Here is a 15,547-nt window from a genome sequence, read left to right on the forward strand (position 1 = left end):
ACGACGAAGACGTCGCTCACCTCATTCGCCCCCTGGCGGATCGGGTAGCGGCGTTTTTCCGTTTTGGCCCCAGAGACCGGGGCCGGTGGTGCGGCCGTTGCGGCGCCCCACCTGCAAGCTCATGACTCCTTCTTGATACGCCTGACAGCTGAGGTGCGCGATGAATTCAAGCTTCTGGAAATCCGGCCATACCCCGACACTGTTCGCAGCCTTCCTCTATTTCGATCTGAGCTTCATGGTCTGGTACCTGCTCGGCCCTCTGGCGGTGCAGATCGCCGCTGACCTGCACCTGACCACCCAACAGCGCGGGCTGGTGGTGGCCACGCCAATTCTGGCCGGGGCCGTATTGCGCTTTGCGATGGGCCTGCTGGCTGATCGCCTGTCGCCAAAAACCGCCGGGATCATCGGCCAGGTGATCGTCATCTGCGCCCTGTTCGTCGCCTGGAAAGTCGGCATCCACAGTTACGAGCAAGCGCTGTTGCTGGGCCTGTTCCTCGGTATGGCCGGTGCGTCCTTCGCCGTCGCCCTGCCGCTGGCCTCGCAATGGTACCCGCCGCAGCACCAAGGCAAAGCCATGGGCATCGCCGGTGCCGGTAACTCGGGCACCGTGCTGGCCGCCTTGATTGCCCCGGTGCTGGCCGCCGCGTTTGGCTGGAGCAACGTGTTCGGCTTCGCCCTGATCCCGTTGGTCCTGACCCTGATCGTCTTCACCTGGCTGGCCAAAAATGCACCCGAGCGCCCGAAAGCCAAGTCCGTGTCTGACTATTTCAAGGCCTTGGGTGATCGCGACAGCTGGTGGTTCATGTTTTTCTACAGCGTGACCTTCGGCGGTTTCATCGGTCTGGCCAGCGCCCTGCCTGGCTACTTCAATGACCAATATGGCCTGAGCCCGGTGACTGCCGGCTACTACACCGCCGCTTGTGTGTTCGGTGGCAGCCTGATGCGTCCATTGGGCGGCGCGCTGGCGGATCGCTTCGGCGGGATTCGCACCTTGCTGGCGATGTACACCGTGGCAGCGATCTGCATTGCAACGGTAGGTTTCAATCTGCCGAGTTCCTACGCCGCGTTGGCGCTTTTCGTCTGCACTATGCTCGGTTTGGGTGCAGGCAACGGTGCGGTATTCCAGTTGGTCCCGCAGCGTTTTCGTCGGGAGATCGGTGTGATGACCGGCCTGATTGGCATGGCCGGCGGCATCGGTGGCTTCGCACTGGCGGCCGGCATGGGCGCGATCAAGCAAAGCACCGGCAGCTATCAAATGGCCTTGTGGTTGTTCGCCAGCCTCGGCGTACTCGCCTGGTTTGGTCTGCATGGTGTGAAACGTCGCTGGAGAACCACTTGGGGTTCGGCAGCCGTTACCGCAGCGCGGGTGTGAGGACTGAATGAGCCTGCAACTGAGCTTCGCCGAACACAGCGCCATCGGCCCCCGCGAGGAGAACCAGGACGCTGTGCGCCTGGTCACTCCGGCCCCGGCGCTGGCGGCGAGCAAGGGTTACCTGTTCGCCATCGCCGACGGCGTCAGCCAATGTGCCGATGGCGGTCTCGCGGCCCGTTCAACCTTGCAGGCCTTGGCGCTGGACTACTACGCCACCCCGGAAACCTGGGGTGTCGCCCAGGCATTGGACCGTCTGCTACTGGCGCAAAATCGCTGGTTGCAGGCTAACGGCGGCGGGCAACCGCTGCTGACCACGGTCAGTGCCTTGGTGATGCGCGGCCGGCGTTTCACCCTGGCGCATGTCGGCGATTGCCGGGTTTATCGCTGGCACGCCGACACACTGCAACGGGTGAGTGAGGATCACGTCTGGGACCAGCCGGGCATGCAGCATGTGCTCAAACGGGCCCTTGGGCTGGATCAACACCTGGTGCTGGACTTTCTCGATGGCGAACTGCGCCTGAACGAGAGTTTCGTGCTGCTCAGCGACGGCATCTGGGCCGTGCTGGGCGACACGGCCATTGCGGCGATTCTGCGCGATCAACCCGACCTGAACAGTGCCGCGCAGACCCTGGTCAACGCTGCACATCTGGCCGGCAGTCAGGACAACGCCAGCGCCCTGTTGGTGCGGGTCGATGCCCTCGGTGAAACCAGCATTGGCGACGCGCTGATTCATCTGCAGCAATGGCCACTCCCGCCTGCACTGAAGCCGGGCCAGACTTTCGAAGGCTGGCAGGTCGAAGGGATCCTCGGCCAGAGCCAGCAATCGCTGCTCTACCGGGTGCGCGACGCACAACAACAGCCCTGGCTGCTGAAAACCTTGCCCAGTGCGCTCCGTGACGATCACCAGGCCGGGCAGGCGTTGTTGTCAGAGGAATGGTTTCTCAAGCGTGTGGCCGGGCGGCATTTTCCTGAAGTCCATGCCGCCAGTCAGCGTCAGCATTTGTACTACGTGATGCGGGAATATTGCGGGTCTACCTTGGCTGAGCTGCATGAGCGTGTCGCAACGCTGCCATTGGCTCAATGGCTGGACCTGGCCGAACGTCTGCTGCGGGCCATCGGCATATTGCATCGACGGCAAATTCTGCATCGCGATATCAAACCGGAGAACCTGCTGCTGGGGGACGACGGTGAGCTGCGCCTGCTGGATTTCGGCCTCGCCTACTGCCCCGGCCTGTCCGAAGATCAAGCCTGCGCACTGCCCGGAACGCCCAGCTATATCGCGCCGGAAGCTTTTCGAGGTGATCCTCCTACACCACAGCAGGATTTGTATGCGGTCGGCGTAACCTTGTATTACCTGCTGACCGGGCATTATCCCTACGGCGAAATCGAAGCGTTCCAGCGCCCTCGGTTTGGTGTGCCTGTCAGCGCCAGTCGCTACCGGCCCGACCTGCCGGAATGGATTGCGCAAAGTCTGGAGCGCGCGGTGGCGGCAGCTCCGGATCAGCGCTTTGAAACGGCGGAAGAATGGTTGTTGCTAGTGGAACAGGGAGAACGCCGCAGTTTGAGCGTGCGCCCCAGACCGTTGCTGGAGCGCGAACCGCTGAAAGTCTGGAGGACGTTGGCGCTGGTGTCGTTGCTGGTGAATCTGGTGCTGCTGTTTTTGCTGTTTCATGGTTAAAAGATCAAAAGATCGCAGGCTTCGGCAGCTCCTACGGGTGCCCACGATCTCCTGTAGGAGCTGGCGAAGCCTGCGATCTTTTGATCTTTTTCTGCTTCAAAACCGGGCATCGCGCCTTGAACCGGTGCACACAAACACCCTCCTCCCGTGCTGAGAGCCCATAAATTCCGCATTTGTGCGACTTGGCACAACCACTGCATTACCTTTCCCAACATACATAAAGCCCAACCTTCAACGTAGAAGGCTGCGCTGCCCGAGAGAACGGGACAAGGACAAAGGCGTCCTCGCTAGTTAACTAGCGGGACGCCTTTTTTTGTTTGCGCAAAATTTTGTCGAGCAAGGCCTGAATGCCCTGATGAGGCAGGCCCGAGCTCCCCGGAGAACCTGATGAAAAAACTAAAACTAGTGATGATCGGCAACGGCATGGCCGGGGTTCGTACCCTGGAAGAACTGCTCAAGCTGAGTAATGAGCTGTACGACATCACGGTCTTCGGCGCCGAACCCCATACCAACTACAACCGCATCCTGCTGTCGCCCGTACTGGCCGGCGAGCAGACGTTCGAAGAAATCGTGCTCAACGATCTGGACTGGTACCTGGAAAACAACATCAAGCTGCTGCTCAACCGTAAAGTGGTGGAGATCGATCGGGTCAAACGTCGGGTCATCGCCGAAGACGGCACCGAGGCCGAATACGACCGCCTGCTGATTGCCACCGGCTCGACCCCGTTCATCCTGCCAATCCCCGGCAACACCTTGCAGGGCGTGATCGGCTACCGCGACATTGCCGACACACAGGCGATGATCGACACCGCCAAGACCCACAAGCACGCCGTGGTCATCGGCGGCGGCCTGCTGGGCCTTGAAGCCGCCAACGGCCTGCTGCTGCGCGGCATGCACGTTACCGTGGTGCACATCGGCGAATGGCTGCTGGAACGGCAACTGGACAAAACCAGCGGCCAACTCCTGCAAACCGCCCTGGAAGGCCGAGGCTTGCATTTCCGCCTGTGCGAACAGACCCAGGCCCTGCACGACGCCGGCAATGGCCGGGTTGGCTCGGTTGAGTTCAAGAACGGCGACATCATCCCTGCCGACCTGGTGGTGATGGCCGCCGGTATTCGTCCCAACACCGAGCTCGCGGAAAAATCCGGCATCCCTTGCAGCCGCGGGATTCTGGTCAACGACACCCTGCAAACCTACGACCCTCGGGTCTACGCCATCGGCGAATGCGCCAGCCACCGTGGCATCGCCTACGGCCTGGTCGCGCCGCTGTTCGAACAGGCCAAGGTGTGCGCCAACCACCTCGCCCAACTGGGTTTCGCCACCTACAAGGGCTCGGTGACGTCGACCAAATTGAAAGTCACCGGCATCGACCTGTTTTCCGCCGGCGACTTCATGGGCGGCGAAGGCACCGAGACCATCACCCTCTCCGACCCGATCGGTGGGGTCTACAAAAAACTGGTGATCAAGGATGACGTGCTGGTCGGGGCTTGTCTGTACGGCGATACGGCAGATGGCGGTTGGTATTTCCGGCAGATTCGTGAGAACCATGCCATCGGCGAGATCCGCGATCACCTGATGTTCGGCGAAAACGCCTTGGGCGACGTAGGACACCAGGGCCAGGACAAAGCCATGAGCATGGCCGACACCGCCGAAGTCTGCGGCTGCAATGGCGTGTGCAAAGGCACCATCGTCAAGGCCATCCAGGAACATGGCCTGTTCAGCGTCGATGACGTGAAAAAACATACCAAAGCTGCCAGTTCTTGCGGCTCCTGCGCCGGCCTCGTCGAGCAGATCCTGATCAACACCGTGGGCGGTGCGGCGGACGTCAAGCCGAAAAGCGAGAAAGCCATCTGCGGTTGCAGTGACCTCAACCACGGGCAAATCCGCCAGGCCATCCGCGACCAGCACCTGCTGACCATCGCCGGCACTATGAGCTACTTGAACTGGCGCACCCCGAACGGTTGCGCCACGTGCCGTCCGGCGCTCAACTACTACCTGATTTCCACTTGGCCGGGCGAAGCCAAGGACGACCCGCAATCGCGCCTGATCAACGAACGCGCCCACGCCAACATTCAGAAAGACGGCACTTACTCTGTAGTCCCGCGGATGTGGGGCGGTGTGACCAATCCTTCAGAGCTGCGGCGCATTGCCGACGTGGCCGACAAGTACAACGTGCCGATGGTCAAGGTTACCGGCGGCCAGCGCATCGACTTGCTGGGGATCAAAAAGCAGGACCTGCCAGGCGTCTGGAAAGACCTGGACATGCCGTCCGGTCACGCCTACGGCAAATCCATCCGCACGGTAAAAACCTGTGTCGGCAGCGAGTTCTGCCGCTTCGGCACCCAGAACTCCACGCAACTGGGCATCGAGCTTGAGCACGACCTGTTCAACATGTGGTCGCCGCACAAAGTGAAACTGGCCGTCTCCGGTTGCCCACGCAACTGCTCGGAAGCGGGGATCAAAGACGTCGGAATTATCGGCGTGGATTCCGGCTGGGAGATGTACATCGGTGGCAACGGAGGGATCAAAACCGAAGTCGCGGAATTCTTCGTCAAACTGAAAACCGCCGAAGAAGTGCGCGAATACAACGGCGCTTTCCTGCAGCTGTATCGCGAAGAAGCCTTCTACCTCGAGCGCACCGTGCACTACCTGCAACGGGTCGGTATGGAACACATCAAGAAAGCCGTGCTGGAAGACCCGGAACGGCGCAAGGCACTGAACGATCGCCTGCAATTTTCCCTGTCGTTCGAGCAGGACCCCTGGAAGGAACGCCTCGAACAGCCGCTGCTGAAAAAAGAATTCGAGGTCATTCCCGTGAAGAACCTGGAGGTGCAGGCATGAACTGGCTGGATATCTGCGCACTGGAAGAGATCAACACCCTTGGCTCGCGGATCATCGCCGGCCCGAAAGGCGACATCGCGATTTTTCGTACGAGCGACGATGAGGTTTTCGCCCTCGACGATCGCTGCCCGCACAAGGGCGGGCCGTTGTCCCAGGGTTTGATCTACGGCAAACGAGTGGCCTGCCCGCTGCACAACTGGCAGATCGACCTGGAAACCGGCGAGGCCCAGGCCCCTGATATTGGCTGCGCCCACCATCATTCGGCACGGGTCGAGAACGGCCGGGTGCTGCTGTCCCTGCGGGAAGCAAGCTGATGAACCAGATCACCGCCTCCACCTGCTGCTACTGCGGGGTCGGCTGTGGTGTGCTGATCGAGCACGACGGCGAGCGCATCCTCGGCGTCAGCGGCGATCCGGCACACCCGGCCAACTTCGGCAAATTGTGCAGTAAAGGTTCGACCCTGCACCTGACCGGCGACCTGACGGCACGGGCGTTGTACCCGGAACTGCGCCTGGGCAAAGGCCTGGCCCGCAGCCGCACCGACTGGGACGCTGCCCTCGATCACGCCGCCAACGTCTTCGCCGAAACCATCGCCGAGCATGGCCCGGACAGCGTTGCGTTCTATATCTCCGGGCAGTTGCTGACCGAGGACTACTACGCCTTCAACAAACTGGCGCGAGCGCTGGTGGGCACCAACAACATCGACAGTAATTCACGGCTGTGCATGTCTTCAGCGGTGGTTGGCTACAAGCGCAGCCTCGGCGCCGACGCTCCGCCCTGCAACTACGAAGACCTGGAATTGAGCGACTGCGTGATGATCGTCGGCAGCAACATGGCCTACGCCCACCCGGTACTGTTTCGTCGCCTGGAAGAAGCCAAATCCCGCCGCCCACAGATGAAAGTCATCGTCATCGACCCACGGCGCACCGACACCTGCGATTTGGCCGACATGCATTTGGCGATTCTGCCCGGCACCGATGTCGCCTTGTTCCATGGGATTTTGCACCTGTTGCTGTGGGAAGACTGGGTCGACCGCGACTTCATCAAGGCCCACACCGAAGGCCTGGCCGAGCTGAAAAACCTGGTGCGTGATTACACCCCGACAATGGTGTCGCAACTGTGCGGCATCAGCGTCGAGCAACTGCATCAATGCGCGCAATGGGTCGGCACTTCACCGAGCTTTCTGTCGCTGTGGTGCATGGGGCTGAATCAGTCCACTGCTGGCAGCGCGAAGAACAGCGCGTTGATCAATCTGCACCTGGCCACCGGACAAATCGGCCAGCCCGGTGCAGGACCTTTCTCGCTGACTGGTCAGCCAAATGCCATGGGCGGCCGGGAAACCGGCAGTTTGTCGAACCTGCTGCCAGGCCATCGCGAAGCAGCCAATGCCGAACACCGCGCGCAAGTGGCTGACTACTGGGGCGTTGATCAACTGCCCGCGAACACCGGCCTAACGGCCATCGAGCTGTTCGAGCAGATGCGCAGCGGCAAGATCAAAGCCCTGTGGATCGCCTGCACTAACCCTGCACAGTCGCTGCCGGACCAGACCGCTGTGCGCGAGGCACTGCAGGCCTGTCCGTTCGTGGTGTTGCAGGAAGCCTTTCGCACCACCGAAACCGCCGCGTTCGCCGACTTGCTGCTGCCCGCCGCCAGCTGGGGTGAAAAGGACGGCACGGTCACCAACTCCGAACGGCGCATTTCCCACGTCCGTCAGGCCATCGGCGCACCCGGTGAAGCACGGCCCGACTGGGCGATCACCGTGGATTTCGCACAGCGCCTGGAAAAACATCTGCGCCCTGGAGCCACCAGCCTGTTTGCCTTTGAAACCACGGCGCAGGTCTTCGACGAATACAAACACCTGACGTGCGGCCGCGACCTCGACCTGTCTGGAATCAGCCATGCGCTGATCGACCAGCTCGGCCCGCAGCAATGGCCCTTCCCCGCCGGGGCTCGCGAAGGCACGGCGCGGCTGTATCTCGACGGAGTTTTCCCGACCGCCAGCGGGCGTGCACAGTTCATCACCGACCCGTATCGCGCCGCCAAGGAACAACGCGATGCGCGCTTCCCCCTGACCCTGATCACCGGCCGCCTGCGCGATCAATGGCACGGTATGAGCCGCACCGGCACCGCCGCGCAGCTATTCGGCCATGTCAGTGAAGCCGTGTTGAGCCTGCACCCGGATGAACTGCGTCGGCATCGCCTGCAACCTGGCGATCTGATCAACCTGAAAAGTCGCCGGGGCTCGGTGATCGTGCCGGTCAGCAGCGATGACAGCGTACGGCCGGGCCAGACGTTTCTGCCCATGCATTGGGGCGACCGCTTTCTCAAGGGCGGCGTGAATACCCTCACCCTTCCCGCCTTCGACCCGTTGTCGAAACAACCGGAACTCAAACACAGCGGTGTGCGACTTGAGCCTGTGCAACTGCCTTGGCAGCTTTTCGCCCTGATAGAGGGCGATGTTCAACAGCACTTGGAGACGCTACGACCGCTTTGCGAGGCGTTTTCCTACGCTAGCCTCAGCCTGACCGGCCGTGAGCGTCCTGCGCTGCTGATACGTGCCGCTAGCGCCGCCGCCCCGGAGCCGCAGTTGTTGCGTGATATCGATCAATGCCTGGGGCTCAACGAAGGCCCAGTATTGGCCTACGACGATCCTCGGCGTTCGATCGGCAAACGGGTACGCATTGAAAACGGTCGGATTACCGCGATTCGCCTGGCCGGTGAAACGCTGGCCCAACACTGGCTGCAAAGTCTGTGGCTCGAAGGTCGCGCCGACGAACAGCTACGCCGTTGGCTGCTGGCGCCTTTGAGTGCGCCACCGGGCAGTGCTGGCGGTCCGGCATCGGGCACCAAAACCCTGTGCAACTGCATGAACGTCAGCCAGAACGCGGTGTGTGCCGGCATTGGCCGTGGCCTGGATTTGCAGGGTTTGAAACAAGAACTGGGTTGTGGCACGCAATGCGGCTCCTGCGTCCCGGAAATCAAGCGTTTGCTGGCCGCCACCGCGCAGCCAGTCGCCGTCATCTCGTGAGGAAAACACTATGAGCGCAAAAGTCTGGCTGGTGGGTGCGGGTCCTGGCGACCCTGAATTGCTGACCCTCAAGGCGGTTCGAGCGTTGCGCGAAGCGGACGTGGTGCTGATCGACGATCTGGTCAATGAGGCGGTGCTGGAGCATTGCCCGAACGCGCGAATCATTCCTGTGGGTAAGCGCGGTGGCTGTCGCTCCACGCCTCAAGCCTTCATTCATCGCCTGATGTTGCGTTATACCCGTCACGGCAAATGCGTGGTGCGGCTCAAGGGTGGTGATCCGTGCATCTTCGGGCGCGGCGGTGAGGAAGCGCAGTGGCTGCGTGAGCGTGGCGTCGAGGTTGAACTGGTCAATGGCATCACCGCTGGCCTTGCCGGTGCGACCCAATGCGATATCCCGCTGACGCTGAGGGGTGTCGCGCGTGGTGTGACACTGGTCACCGCGCACACTCAGGATGACAGCAGCCTGAACTGGCAGGCCCTGGCACAAGGGGGCACAACACTGGTGATTTATATGGGCGTGGCGAAACTCAGTGAAATTCGTGAGCAACTGCTGGCCGGCGGAATGGCTGCCGATACGCCTGTGGCGATGATCGAAAATGCTTCCCTGCCGCACCAACGGGAATGTCGCAGCGACTTGGCAGCCATGGAAAACGATGCCTGTGACTTCCAGCTCAAAAGCCCGGCGATCCTCGTGATCGGTGCGGTGGCGGCCTGCGATGAGATCAAAAGATCGCAACCTGCGGCAGCTCCTGCATTGGCTCGGTGTTTATCCTTGTAAGGATCAAAAGATCGCAGCCTGCGGCAACTCCTACATGGATTTGGCATTTATCCCAAGGAACTGCCGCAGGCTGCGATCTTTTAGAAACAACGCAAAACCAACGCTGCAACCCAAATCGCAGACAAAGAAAAGCCCGGCCTAAGCCGGGCTTTTCCAGAGCTGCGAGCTAATTACTTAGCGCTAGCTTCAACCTGCGCTTCTACGCGACGGTTTACAGCGCGACCAGCGTCAGTTTTGTTGTCAGCAACTGGGCGGGATTCGCCGTAGCCAACAGACTGAACGCGGGACGATTCAACACCGTACTGGTTGGTCAGAACTTGCTTAACGGCGTTTGCACGACGCTCGGACAGTTTCTGGTTGTAAGCGTCAGGACCGACGGAGTCAGTGTGACCTTCAACAGTAGTAGTGGTGGATGGGTACTGCTTCATGAAGTCAGCCAGGTTTTTGATGTCGCCGTAGCTGTTAGGCTTGACTACCGACTTGTCGAAGTCGAATTTCACGTCCAGCTCAACACGAACAACTTCAGCAACTGCTGGGCAGCCATCAGCGTCAACAGTTACGTTGGCTGGGGTGTCCGGGCACTTGTCAACGTTGTCGCAAACGCCATCGTTGTCGCTGTCGGCGCAGACTTCAGCTGGTGCTGGAACTGGAGCAGCAGCAGGCTTGGAGCCGCCACCGAAGTTCACACCGATACCAACGCTAGGAGCCCACTCGGTGTCGCCCTGGTCGATGTTGTACTGAGCTTCAACGCCGGCACGGGCGTAGAAGTTGTCGGTGAAGTACAACTTGGCACCGCCGCCAACGTTGGCGAAGGTGGAACCGTTACGACCACCGGAACCGTTCTGACCGATGCTCTGGTCGGAGAAACCAGCCGATACGTACGGACGCAGCATGTCGCCCGGGTTGTTGAAGTGGTACAGAGCATCCAGAGCAGTGTTGGAGCCCTTGATGTTACGGCCATCTTCGGCACGTGCGTTGTGCACTTCGTCGTAGGCCAGACGCAGTTCAACGTCGTCGGTCAGGAAGTAACCGATCGAACCGCCGAACAGGTTGCCGTTGTTCTTGAAGTCACGAGCGCTATCGAACATTTCTTTCTTAGCGAAGCCTTCGATTTCAACTGCGCCTTGGCCTTGTGCCAGAGCGCCGAACGAAGTGGCGGCAATAAGAGAACCAATGGCCAAGCCCAAGGTGTTTTTCAGTTTCATCCGTTAAATCCCCATCTGGTGATTGTGAAGCAGTCCCGCAAACCGGGGGACAACTCGGCGGCAAGTCTATCAGAACTTGCCTACACGTAAGAGATATTTGCGCCGAACTAAGTTTCAGCAATGCCTGCAAATTTCTCACGCAATTTGTCTAGAGCGCGTTTGTAACGCATTTTTGTTGCACTCAAACCCATGTGCATTATGTCTGCGATCTCCTGAAATTCCAGCTCTGCGACAAATCGTAGCACCAGAATTTCTCGGTCGATCGGGTTCACATACACCAGCCAGCGATCAAGTCCGCCCTTTTCCTCGGGTTTCGGCATCTTTTCTTCAGATGCTTCCTCGAGGGGGTCCAGACTCAAAGCGTCCATCAAGCGACGCTTTCGCCGTTCTTTCCGATACTGCGTGATGCACTCGTTGTACGTGATGCTATATAGCCATGTCTTGAACTTCGATTTGCCCTCGAAGTTCTTCAGGCCGTAGAGCACCTTCAACATCACTTCCTGACAGACATCGTCTGCATCACGATCGTTCCCAAGATACCGTGCACAAACGTTAAATAATGTTCGCTGGTAACGCCGCATCAGTTCTTCATAAGCGCGCGTTACGTGAAACAGCTCGGTATGCGAGCGCGCGACCAACTCCTCATCAGAGAGCTCGCGGGGGTCGTAGCGCGTGGAGAGCGATTGAGCTTTATTCAAAACAAGTCTGGCCGACAGTCAGGTCAATGTCCGCCGCAGTCCTTCAGGACATTTTGCGGCGGCATACATTAGCAGGATTTGCCGGGTTAGCGGCTACTCACATGCTGCTCCAAGAGAATCCGATTCGAGAGAGAGACTAGCTCACCCTCATCGGTCAGCACGGTGGTTTTAACCGTTCCGATCTCTTCGATCTGACCTTCGACCTCGCCAACTCGCACTTGTTGCCCAACCTGATACAACTCACGCACATAGATTCCCGCAAGAATCTGACCGGCAATTTCCCGGCTTCCCAACCCCATGGCCAGCGCAACCGCCAGACCAACGGTAATCAAGACGATCACGATCACATGGTTGAGCAGGTCAGTCTTGACCTCCAACTGGCTGATCGCAACCGAAATACTGATGATGATCACCAGGCCCTGGGCAATTCGCCCCAGACCCGCGGCGTAATCAAGCCCTACGCCTTCAGCCGCGCCACGCACCAGCCCATTGGCCAGTTGCGCCAGCAAGACACCCACCAGCAGTACCAGCGCAGCACCGAATACTTTCGGCAAATACAGCGCCAACATGTCCAGCGTAGCCGAAACTCGCTCAAGTCCAAGAGATTCTGCGGCAGAAACCAGAAATATCAGCAGAACAAACCAATACACGATTTTACCGATCAACGTCGAGATAGGCACCTGAAGGCCTGCTCGGGATAGCAATTTGGTCAACCCGGTGCCGCCCATCAGGCGATCGAGGCCCAGTTTGGCGAGCAATTTGGAGAGCAGTGTGTCCAGCAGTTTGGCCACGACAAAACCCAGCAGTAGCACAACCAGTGCGCCAAACAGGTTCGGAATGAAGTTTGCAACCTTGGTCCATAACGCAGTCATTGCAGTGACGAGGCTCTGAGTCCAGAGATCAAGTTCCATATTCAATCAGCCTTATCAGCAGTGCGAGCGGTAGGTTTACGAAGACGGGAAACCGGCGAGATATGGGCCGATCCGTTATTCAGGGCGATCATCAGCGCGGGCAACCAGCGGCCCAGCAGGCTGAACAGATCGCCGGCACCGACCTGGCGGTTGGCGGTTTTCAGCACGCGGCCCAGGCAGGCATCGTCGTCACGGCTGGACGGCGAAGCTTTGAGCATGTCACGCAAAGACTGTTCAAACGGATCGTGCATACGCACCTCTCGTGATATCTGTGAAAGACGCGGTCAAATTTGGTCGGGTCACATGACTCATCATCAGAACCAGCGCAAACGTCGGAATAGCAACCACTGCCCCAGCGCTACCGAGCCTGCCAGAAGGCAGGCGATCAGGAAGCCATAGGGGCTGGTGGAGAACGGAATACCGCCGACGTTGATGCCCAAAAGACCGGTCAGAAAACTCATCGGCAAAAAAATTCCGGTGATGATCCCGAAGCGGTACATCGTGCGGTTCATGCGCACGCTCAGACGCCGGTCTTCGGCCTCCAGGACCAGCCCCACGCGCTCCCGGGTCAATTCCAGCTCCTCGAGATAACGGGTCAGGCTGTTGTTCAATTCGTTCCAGTAATCGCCATCGTCTTCGACGAACCACGGTAGTTTTATTCGTGTCAACTGACCGAAAATATCCCGCTGCGGTGCCAGAAAACGTTTCAGTGCGGCCGCCCTGCGACGGATCTGCAAAACGGCCCCATGCTCAGGTGTATACCGTTCGTCGGTATCCAGCTTTTCTTCTTCCTCATCGACGATTTCCGAGAGGCAGCTGACCAGATCCTGCACTTTGTTAGTCAGGTACTGCGCCATATAAAGAATGAGTTCGGAGGCGGTTCTCGGCCCTTTGCCTTCAGCCAGTTGCACCAGCAACTCATCGGTGGCGCGCAACGGCCGCAGACGCAGGGAGATCACGCGCTGGGCCGAACCGAAGATCCGCACCGAGACCATGTCTTCCGGCTCGGCACCTGGATTGAGGTTGATCCCGCGCAAAAACAGCAACAGCTCGGCGTCCGGCAGCGGCAAAAGGCGCGGCCGGGTGTTCTCTTCCAGCAACAAGTCGCAACTAAATTCACTCAGACCGCTGTATTTACGCAGCCAGGTCTGGGTTTGCGGATGACTGCGATCCCAGTGCAGCCACAGGCTTTCATGGGCCTGCAACTGCAAGTCATCGAGTTCAGTCCGGGCTATCGAACGCGCACCGCCTTTACCGTCCAGCACCAGGGCATGCACCAGCCCCCACTGCGCGTTTTCTTCCTCGAACATCCTCACCCCTTTAATGAAACGCGCTTTATTCAGGCATCTTCAGCGGGCTTGGCGAAATGATCACGCCGTTGTTATCCGCATAAACATAGTGACCCGGGTGGAAGGTCACACCCGCGAAGGTCACGGCAATATTGAGTTCACCCACACCGCGCCGGTCGGTTTTCATCGGGTGACTGGCCAGGGCTTGAACCCCCAGATCGGTTTGCGCGATGACGTCGACGTCGCGAATGCAACCGTAGATCACCAGCCCTTCCCAACCGTTACTGGCGGCTTTCTCGGCCAGCAGGTCGCCCAACAGCGCGCGGCGCAGGGAACCGCCACCGTCGACCACCAGTACTTTACCGTCACCCTTGAGCGCTACTTGCTCCTTGACCAGCGAATTATCTTCGAAACATTTGATGGTCACGATTTCGCCGCCGAAAGAATCACGGCCACCAAAATTGCTGAACATCGGTTCCAGCACCTGCACCAGCTCCGGATAGGCATCGCACAGGTCAGGCGTGAGGTAATGGTTCATCGAGAAACTCCTGTAGGAAGGAAGACAATCGAGTAGGCAGCATACGCGGGCCAAGGCTGAACCGCCGCAAACGCGCAGAGCGAAACAGTCACCAAAAGTGACCAGAACCGCTTAATGCGTCATATCTTAGCCGCAAGCCGTTCAGAGCGAAATGCCCTTGTTAGAGCATCAGGTTCAAACGGCCGAGGCCAAATCCGGCTTTTCACCCAGCAAAGGCGTCTGTTGATCTGCCAGCCAACGCGCCACCAACGGCCAGACTTCAGTTTGCGCAGATTTGCTGACAAGCATTTCCACATGACCGAAATTATCGCCAAAGCCTTGCTCGCGGCCAAGGGTGATGAATTGCTTGTGCTCGGAGCCGACCTGATCGAACAGCTTGCGGCAGGCCCAGGTCGGGTCCTGATGATCGCCCGCGGCACTCACGGCCAACACCGGTAACTGAATCTCGGCCAAACCCGCCCACCAGTCCTTGTCGGCATCGCCAAAACGCCCGAACAGCCCGTACCAGCGCATGCTTTCCAGGGCCAGGCCAATCGGCTCGTCCTCCGGGCCGCGCTTGAGGCGTGAACCTGACAGTTGAGCAAACCGCTTGAGGATGAAACGCCCGCTCCACTCAACCGGTGGAAACTTCAACGGCCAGTAGGTACGGCTGACCTGCGTGCCGAAGAACGCGGCAGACGCGACGACAGGCTCGCCGATGTATTCCCCACCCAGCGCCGCCGCCAGCGTAATGCCACCCAGCGAGTGACCGATCCAGTGTGGGACCTGGCCGCTCTGTTCGCGCACAAAGGCCCCAATGGCCGGCAAGTCGTAACGCGCGTAGTCGGCAACGCGGTTCTTGCGATAGTCCTGATTGCGCTGAGACAGACCATGACCGCGCATTTCCGGGATCCACACATCGAAGCCCAGACGCGTCAGATAAGCCCCCAACCCCAGACCTTTGGGAGAGAACCAGAACCGCCGATTGGAAAAGCTGCCGTGCAACAGAATCACCGGCACGCCACGCACCGTCGGCTCATCGGCCAGACCCAGGCGTGTCACAGCCAGTTCGACGGTGCCGTCGGGGCTGTTGCCGGGTTTCAAGCGATAGACGTCTTCGCTCAGATCACCGCGCCGCTCGGCGCTGATCAGGGCGACAGGAAATAGGTTGCTGCTGCTTTGCATAATGCTCTTGCACAAAAAAGGGCGGCATCCAGAGGAGCCCGCCCT

At 59.5% G+C, this 15,547-nt stretch carries 13 protein-coding genes; 6 read left to right on the forward strand and 7 right to left on the reverse strand.

Annotated features, from left to right (window positions below):
- Positions 1–160 precede the first annotated feature (160 nt).
- From PMI36_RS07730 to cobA, 6 genes are all read left to right on the forward strand, one after another.
- Positions 161–1,372, forward strand: a complete 1,212-nt coding sequence (locus PMI36_RS07730) for a nitrate/nitrite transporter (protein ID WP_008074085.1) — start codon at positions 161–163, stop codon at positions 1,370–1,372.
- Positions 1,373–1,379: 7 nt separating this feature from the next.
- The gene (locus PMI36_RS07725; protein ID WP_008074086.1) at positions 1,380–3,050 is read left to right on the forward strand and encodes a bifunctional protein-serine/threonine kinase/phosphatase; all 1,671 of its coding nucleotides are present in this window, start codon (positions 1,380–1,382) and stop codon (positions 3,048–3,050) included.
- Between the two features lie 387 nt (positions 3,051–3,437).
- Positions 3,438–5,891, forward strand: a complete 2,454-nt coding sequence (nirB, locus tag PMI36_RS07720; protein WP_008074087.1) for a nitrite reductase large subunit NirB — start codon at positions 3,438–3,440, stop codon at positions 5,889–5,891.
- A complete protein-coding gene (gene nirD, locus PMI36_RS07715; RefSeq protein WP_008074088.1) occupies positions 5,888–6,205 on the forward strand; it encodes a nitrite reductase small subunit NirD in 318 nt (105 codons plus the stop codon). Before nirB ends, nirD begins: the two co-directional genes overlap by 4 nt.
- A complete protein-coding gene (locus PMI36_RS07710) occupies positions 6,205–8,919 on the forward strand; it encodes a nitrate reductase (protein WP_008074089.1) in 2,715 nt (904 codons plus the stop codon). Before nirD ends, PMI36_RS07710 begins: the two co-directional genes overlap by 1 nt.
- 10 nt (positions 8,920–8,929) lie before the next feature.
- Positions 8,930–9,697, forward strand: coding sequence for a uroporphyrinogen-III C-methyltransferase (cobA, locus tag PMI36_RS07705; protein ID WP_008074090.1), 768 nt, complete (start codon positions 8,930–8,932; stop codon positions 9,695–9,697).
- A gap of 170 nt (positions 9,698–9,867) precedes the next feature.
- On the opposite strand, the gene PMI36_RS07700 is transcribed toward cobA, so the two are convergent.
- From PMI36_RS07700 to PMI36_RS07675, 7 genes are all read right to left on the reverse strand, one after another.
- Positions 9,868–10,902 (reverse strand): OmpA family protein, encoded by a 1,035-nt coding sequence (locus tag PMI36_RS07700; protein WP_008074091.1) that lies wholly within the window; start codon positions 10,900–10,902, stop codon positions 9,868–9,870.
- A gap of 107 nt (positions 10,903–11,009) precedes the next feature.
- Entirely contained in the window at positions 11,010–11,600 is a 591-nt protein-coding gene (sigX, locus tag PMI36_RS0129810; protein ID WP_032830573.1) for an RNA polymerase sigma factor SigX, read from the reverse strand.
- 86 nt (positions 11,601–11,686) lie between these two features.
- Positions 11,687–12,511: a mechanosensitive ion channel family protein gene (locus PMI36_RS07695; RefSeq protein WP_007902078.1), complete on the reverse strand. Its 825-nt coding sequence runs from the start codon at positions 12,509–12,511 to the stop codon at positions 11,687–11,689.
- A 2-nt stretch (positions 12,512–12,513) separates the two neighbouring features.
- Positions 12,514–12,762: a hypothetical protein gene (locus PMI36_RS07690; protein WP_007902080.1), complete on the reverse strand. Its 249-nt coding sequence runs from the start codon at positions 12,760–12,762 to the stop codon at positions 12,514–12,516.
- Positions 12,763–12,825: 63 nt separating this feature from the next.
- Positions 12,826–13,821, reverse strand: coding sequence for a zinc transporter ZntB (locus tag PMI36_RS07685; RefSeq protein WP_008074093.1), 996 nt, complete (start codon positions 13,819–13,821; stop codon positions 12,826–12,828).
- A gap of 25 nt (positions 13,822–13,846) precedes the next feature.
- A complete protein-coding gene (gene rraA, locus PMI36_RS07680; protein ID WP_008074094.1) occupies positions 13,847–14,338 on the reverse strand; it encodes a ribonuclease E activity regulator RraA in 492 nt (163 codons plus the stop codon).
- Positions 14,339–14,512: 174 nt separating this feature from the next.
- The gene (locus PMI36_RS07675; RefSeq protein ID WP_032830574.1) at positions 14,513–15,502 is read right to left on the reverse strand and encodes an alpha/beta fold hydrolase; all 990 of its coding nucleotides are present in this window, start codon (positions 15,500–15,502) and stop codon (positions 14,513–14,515) included.
- Positions 15,503–15,547: the final 45 nt, after the last annotated feature.

The sequence above is a fragment of the Pseudomonas sp. GM79 genome (assembly GCF_000282495.1).
Lineage (GTDB): Bacteria > Pseudomonadota > Gammaproteobacteria > Pseudomonadales > Pseudomonadaceae > Aquipseudomonas.

Coding starts and splice junctions, on each gene's coding strand:
- PMI36_RS07730 (WP_008074085.1), top strand. CDS start 161: ATGAATTCAAGCTTCTGGAAATCCGGCCATACCCCGACACTGTTCGCA.
- PMI36_RS07725 (WP_008074086.1), top strand. CDS start 1,380: ATGAGCCTGCAACTGAGCTTCGCCGAACACAGCGCCATCGGCCCCCGC.
- nirB (WP_008074087.1), top strand. CDS start 3,438: ATGAAAAAACTAAAACTAGTGATGATCGGCAACGGCATGGCCGGGGTT.
- nirD (WP_008074088.1), top strand. CDS start 5,888: ATGAACTGGCTGGATATCTGCGCACTGGAAGAGATCAACACCCTTGGC.
- PMI36_RS07710 (WP_008074089.1), top strand. CDS start 6,205: ATGAACCAGATCACCGCCTCCACCTGCTGCTACTGCGGGGTCGGCTGT.
- cobA (WP_008074090.1), top strand. CDS start 8,930: ATGAGCGCAAAAGTCTGGCTGGTGGGTGCGGGTCCTGGCGACCCTGAA.
- PMI36_RS07700 (WP_008074091.1), bottom strand. CDS start 10,902: ATGAAACTGAAAAACACCTTGGGCTTGGCCATTGGTTCTCTTATTGCC.
- PMI36_RS07695 (WP_007902078.1), bottom strand. CDS start 12,511: ATGGAACTTGATCTCTGGACTCAGAGCCTCGTCACTGCAATGACTGCG.
- PMI36_RS07690 (WP_007902080.1), bottom strand. CDS start 12,762: ATGCACGATCCGTTTGAACAGTCTTTGCGTGACATGCTCAAAGCTTCG.
- PMI36_RS07685 (WP_008074093.1), bottom strand. CDS start 13,821: ATGTTCGAGGAAGAAAACGCGCAGTGGGGGCTGGTGCATGCCCTGGTG.
- rraA (WP_008074094.1), bottom strand. CDS start 14,338: ATGAACCATTACCTCACGCCTGACCTGTGCGATGCCTATCCGGAGCTG.
- PMI36_RS07675 (WP_032830574.1), bottom strand. CDS start 15,502: ATGCAAAGCAGCAGCAACCTATTTCCTGTCGCCCTGATCAGCGCCGAG.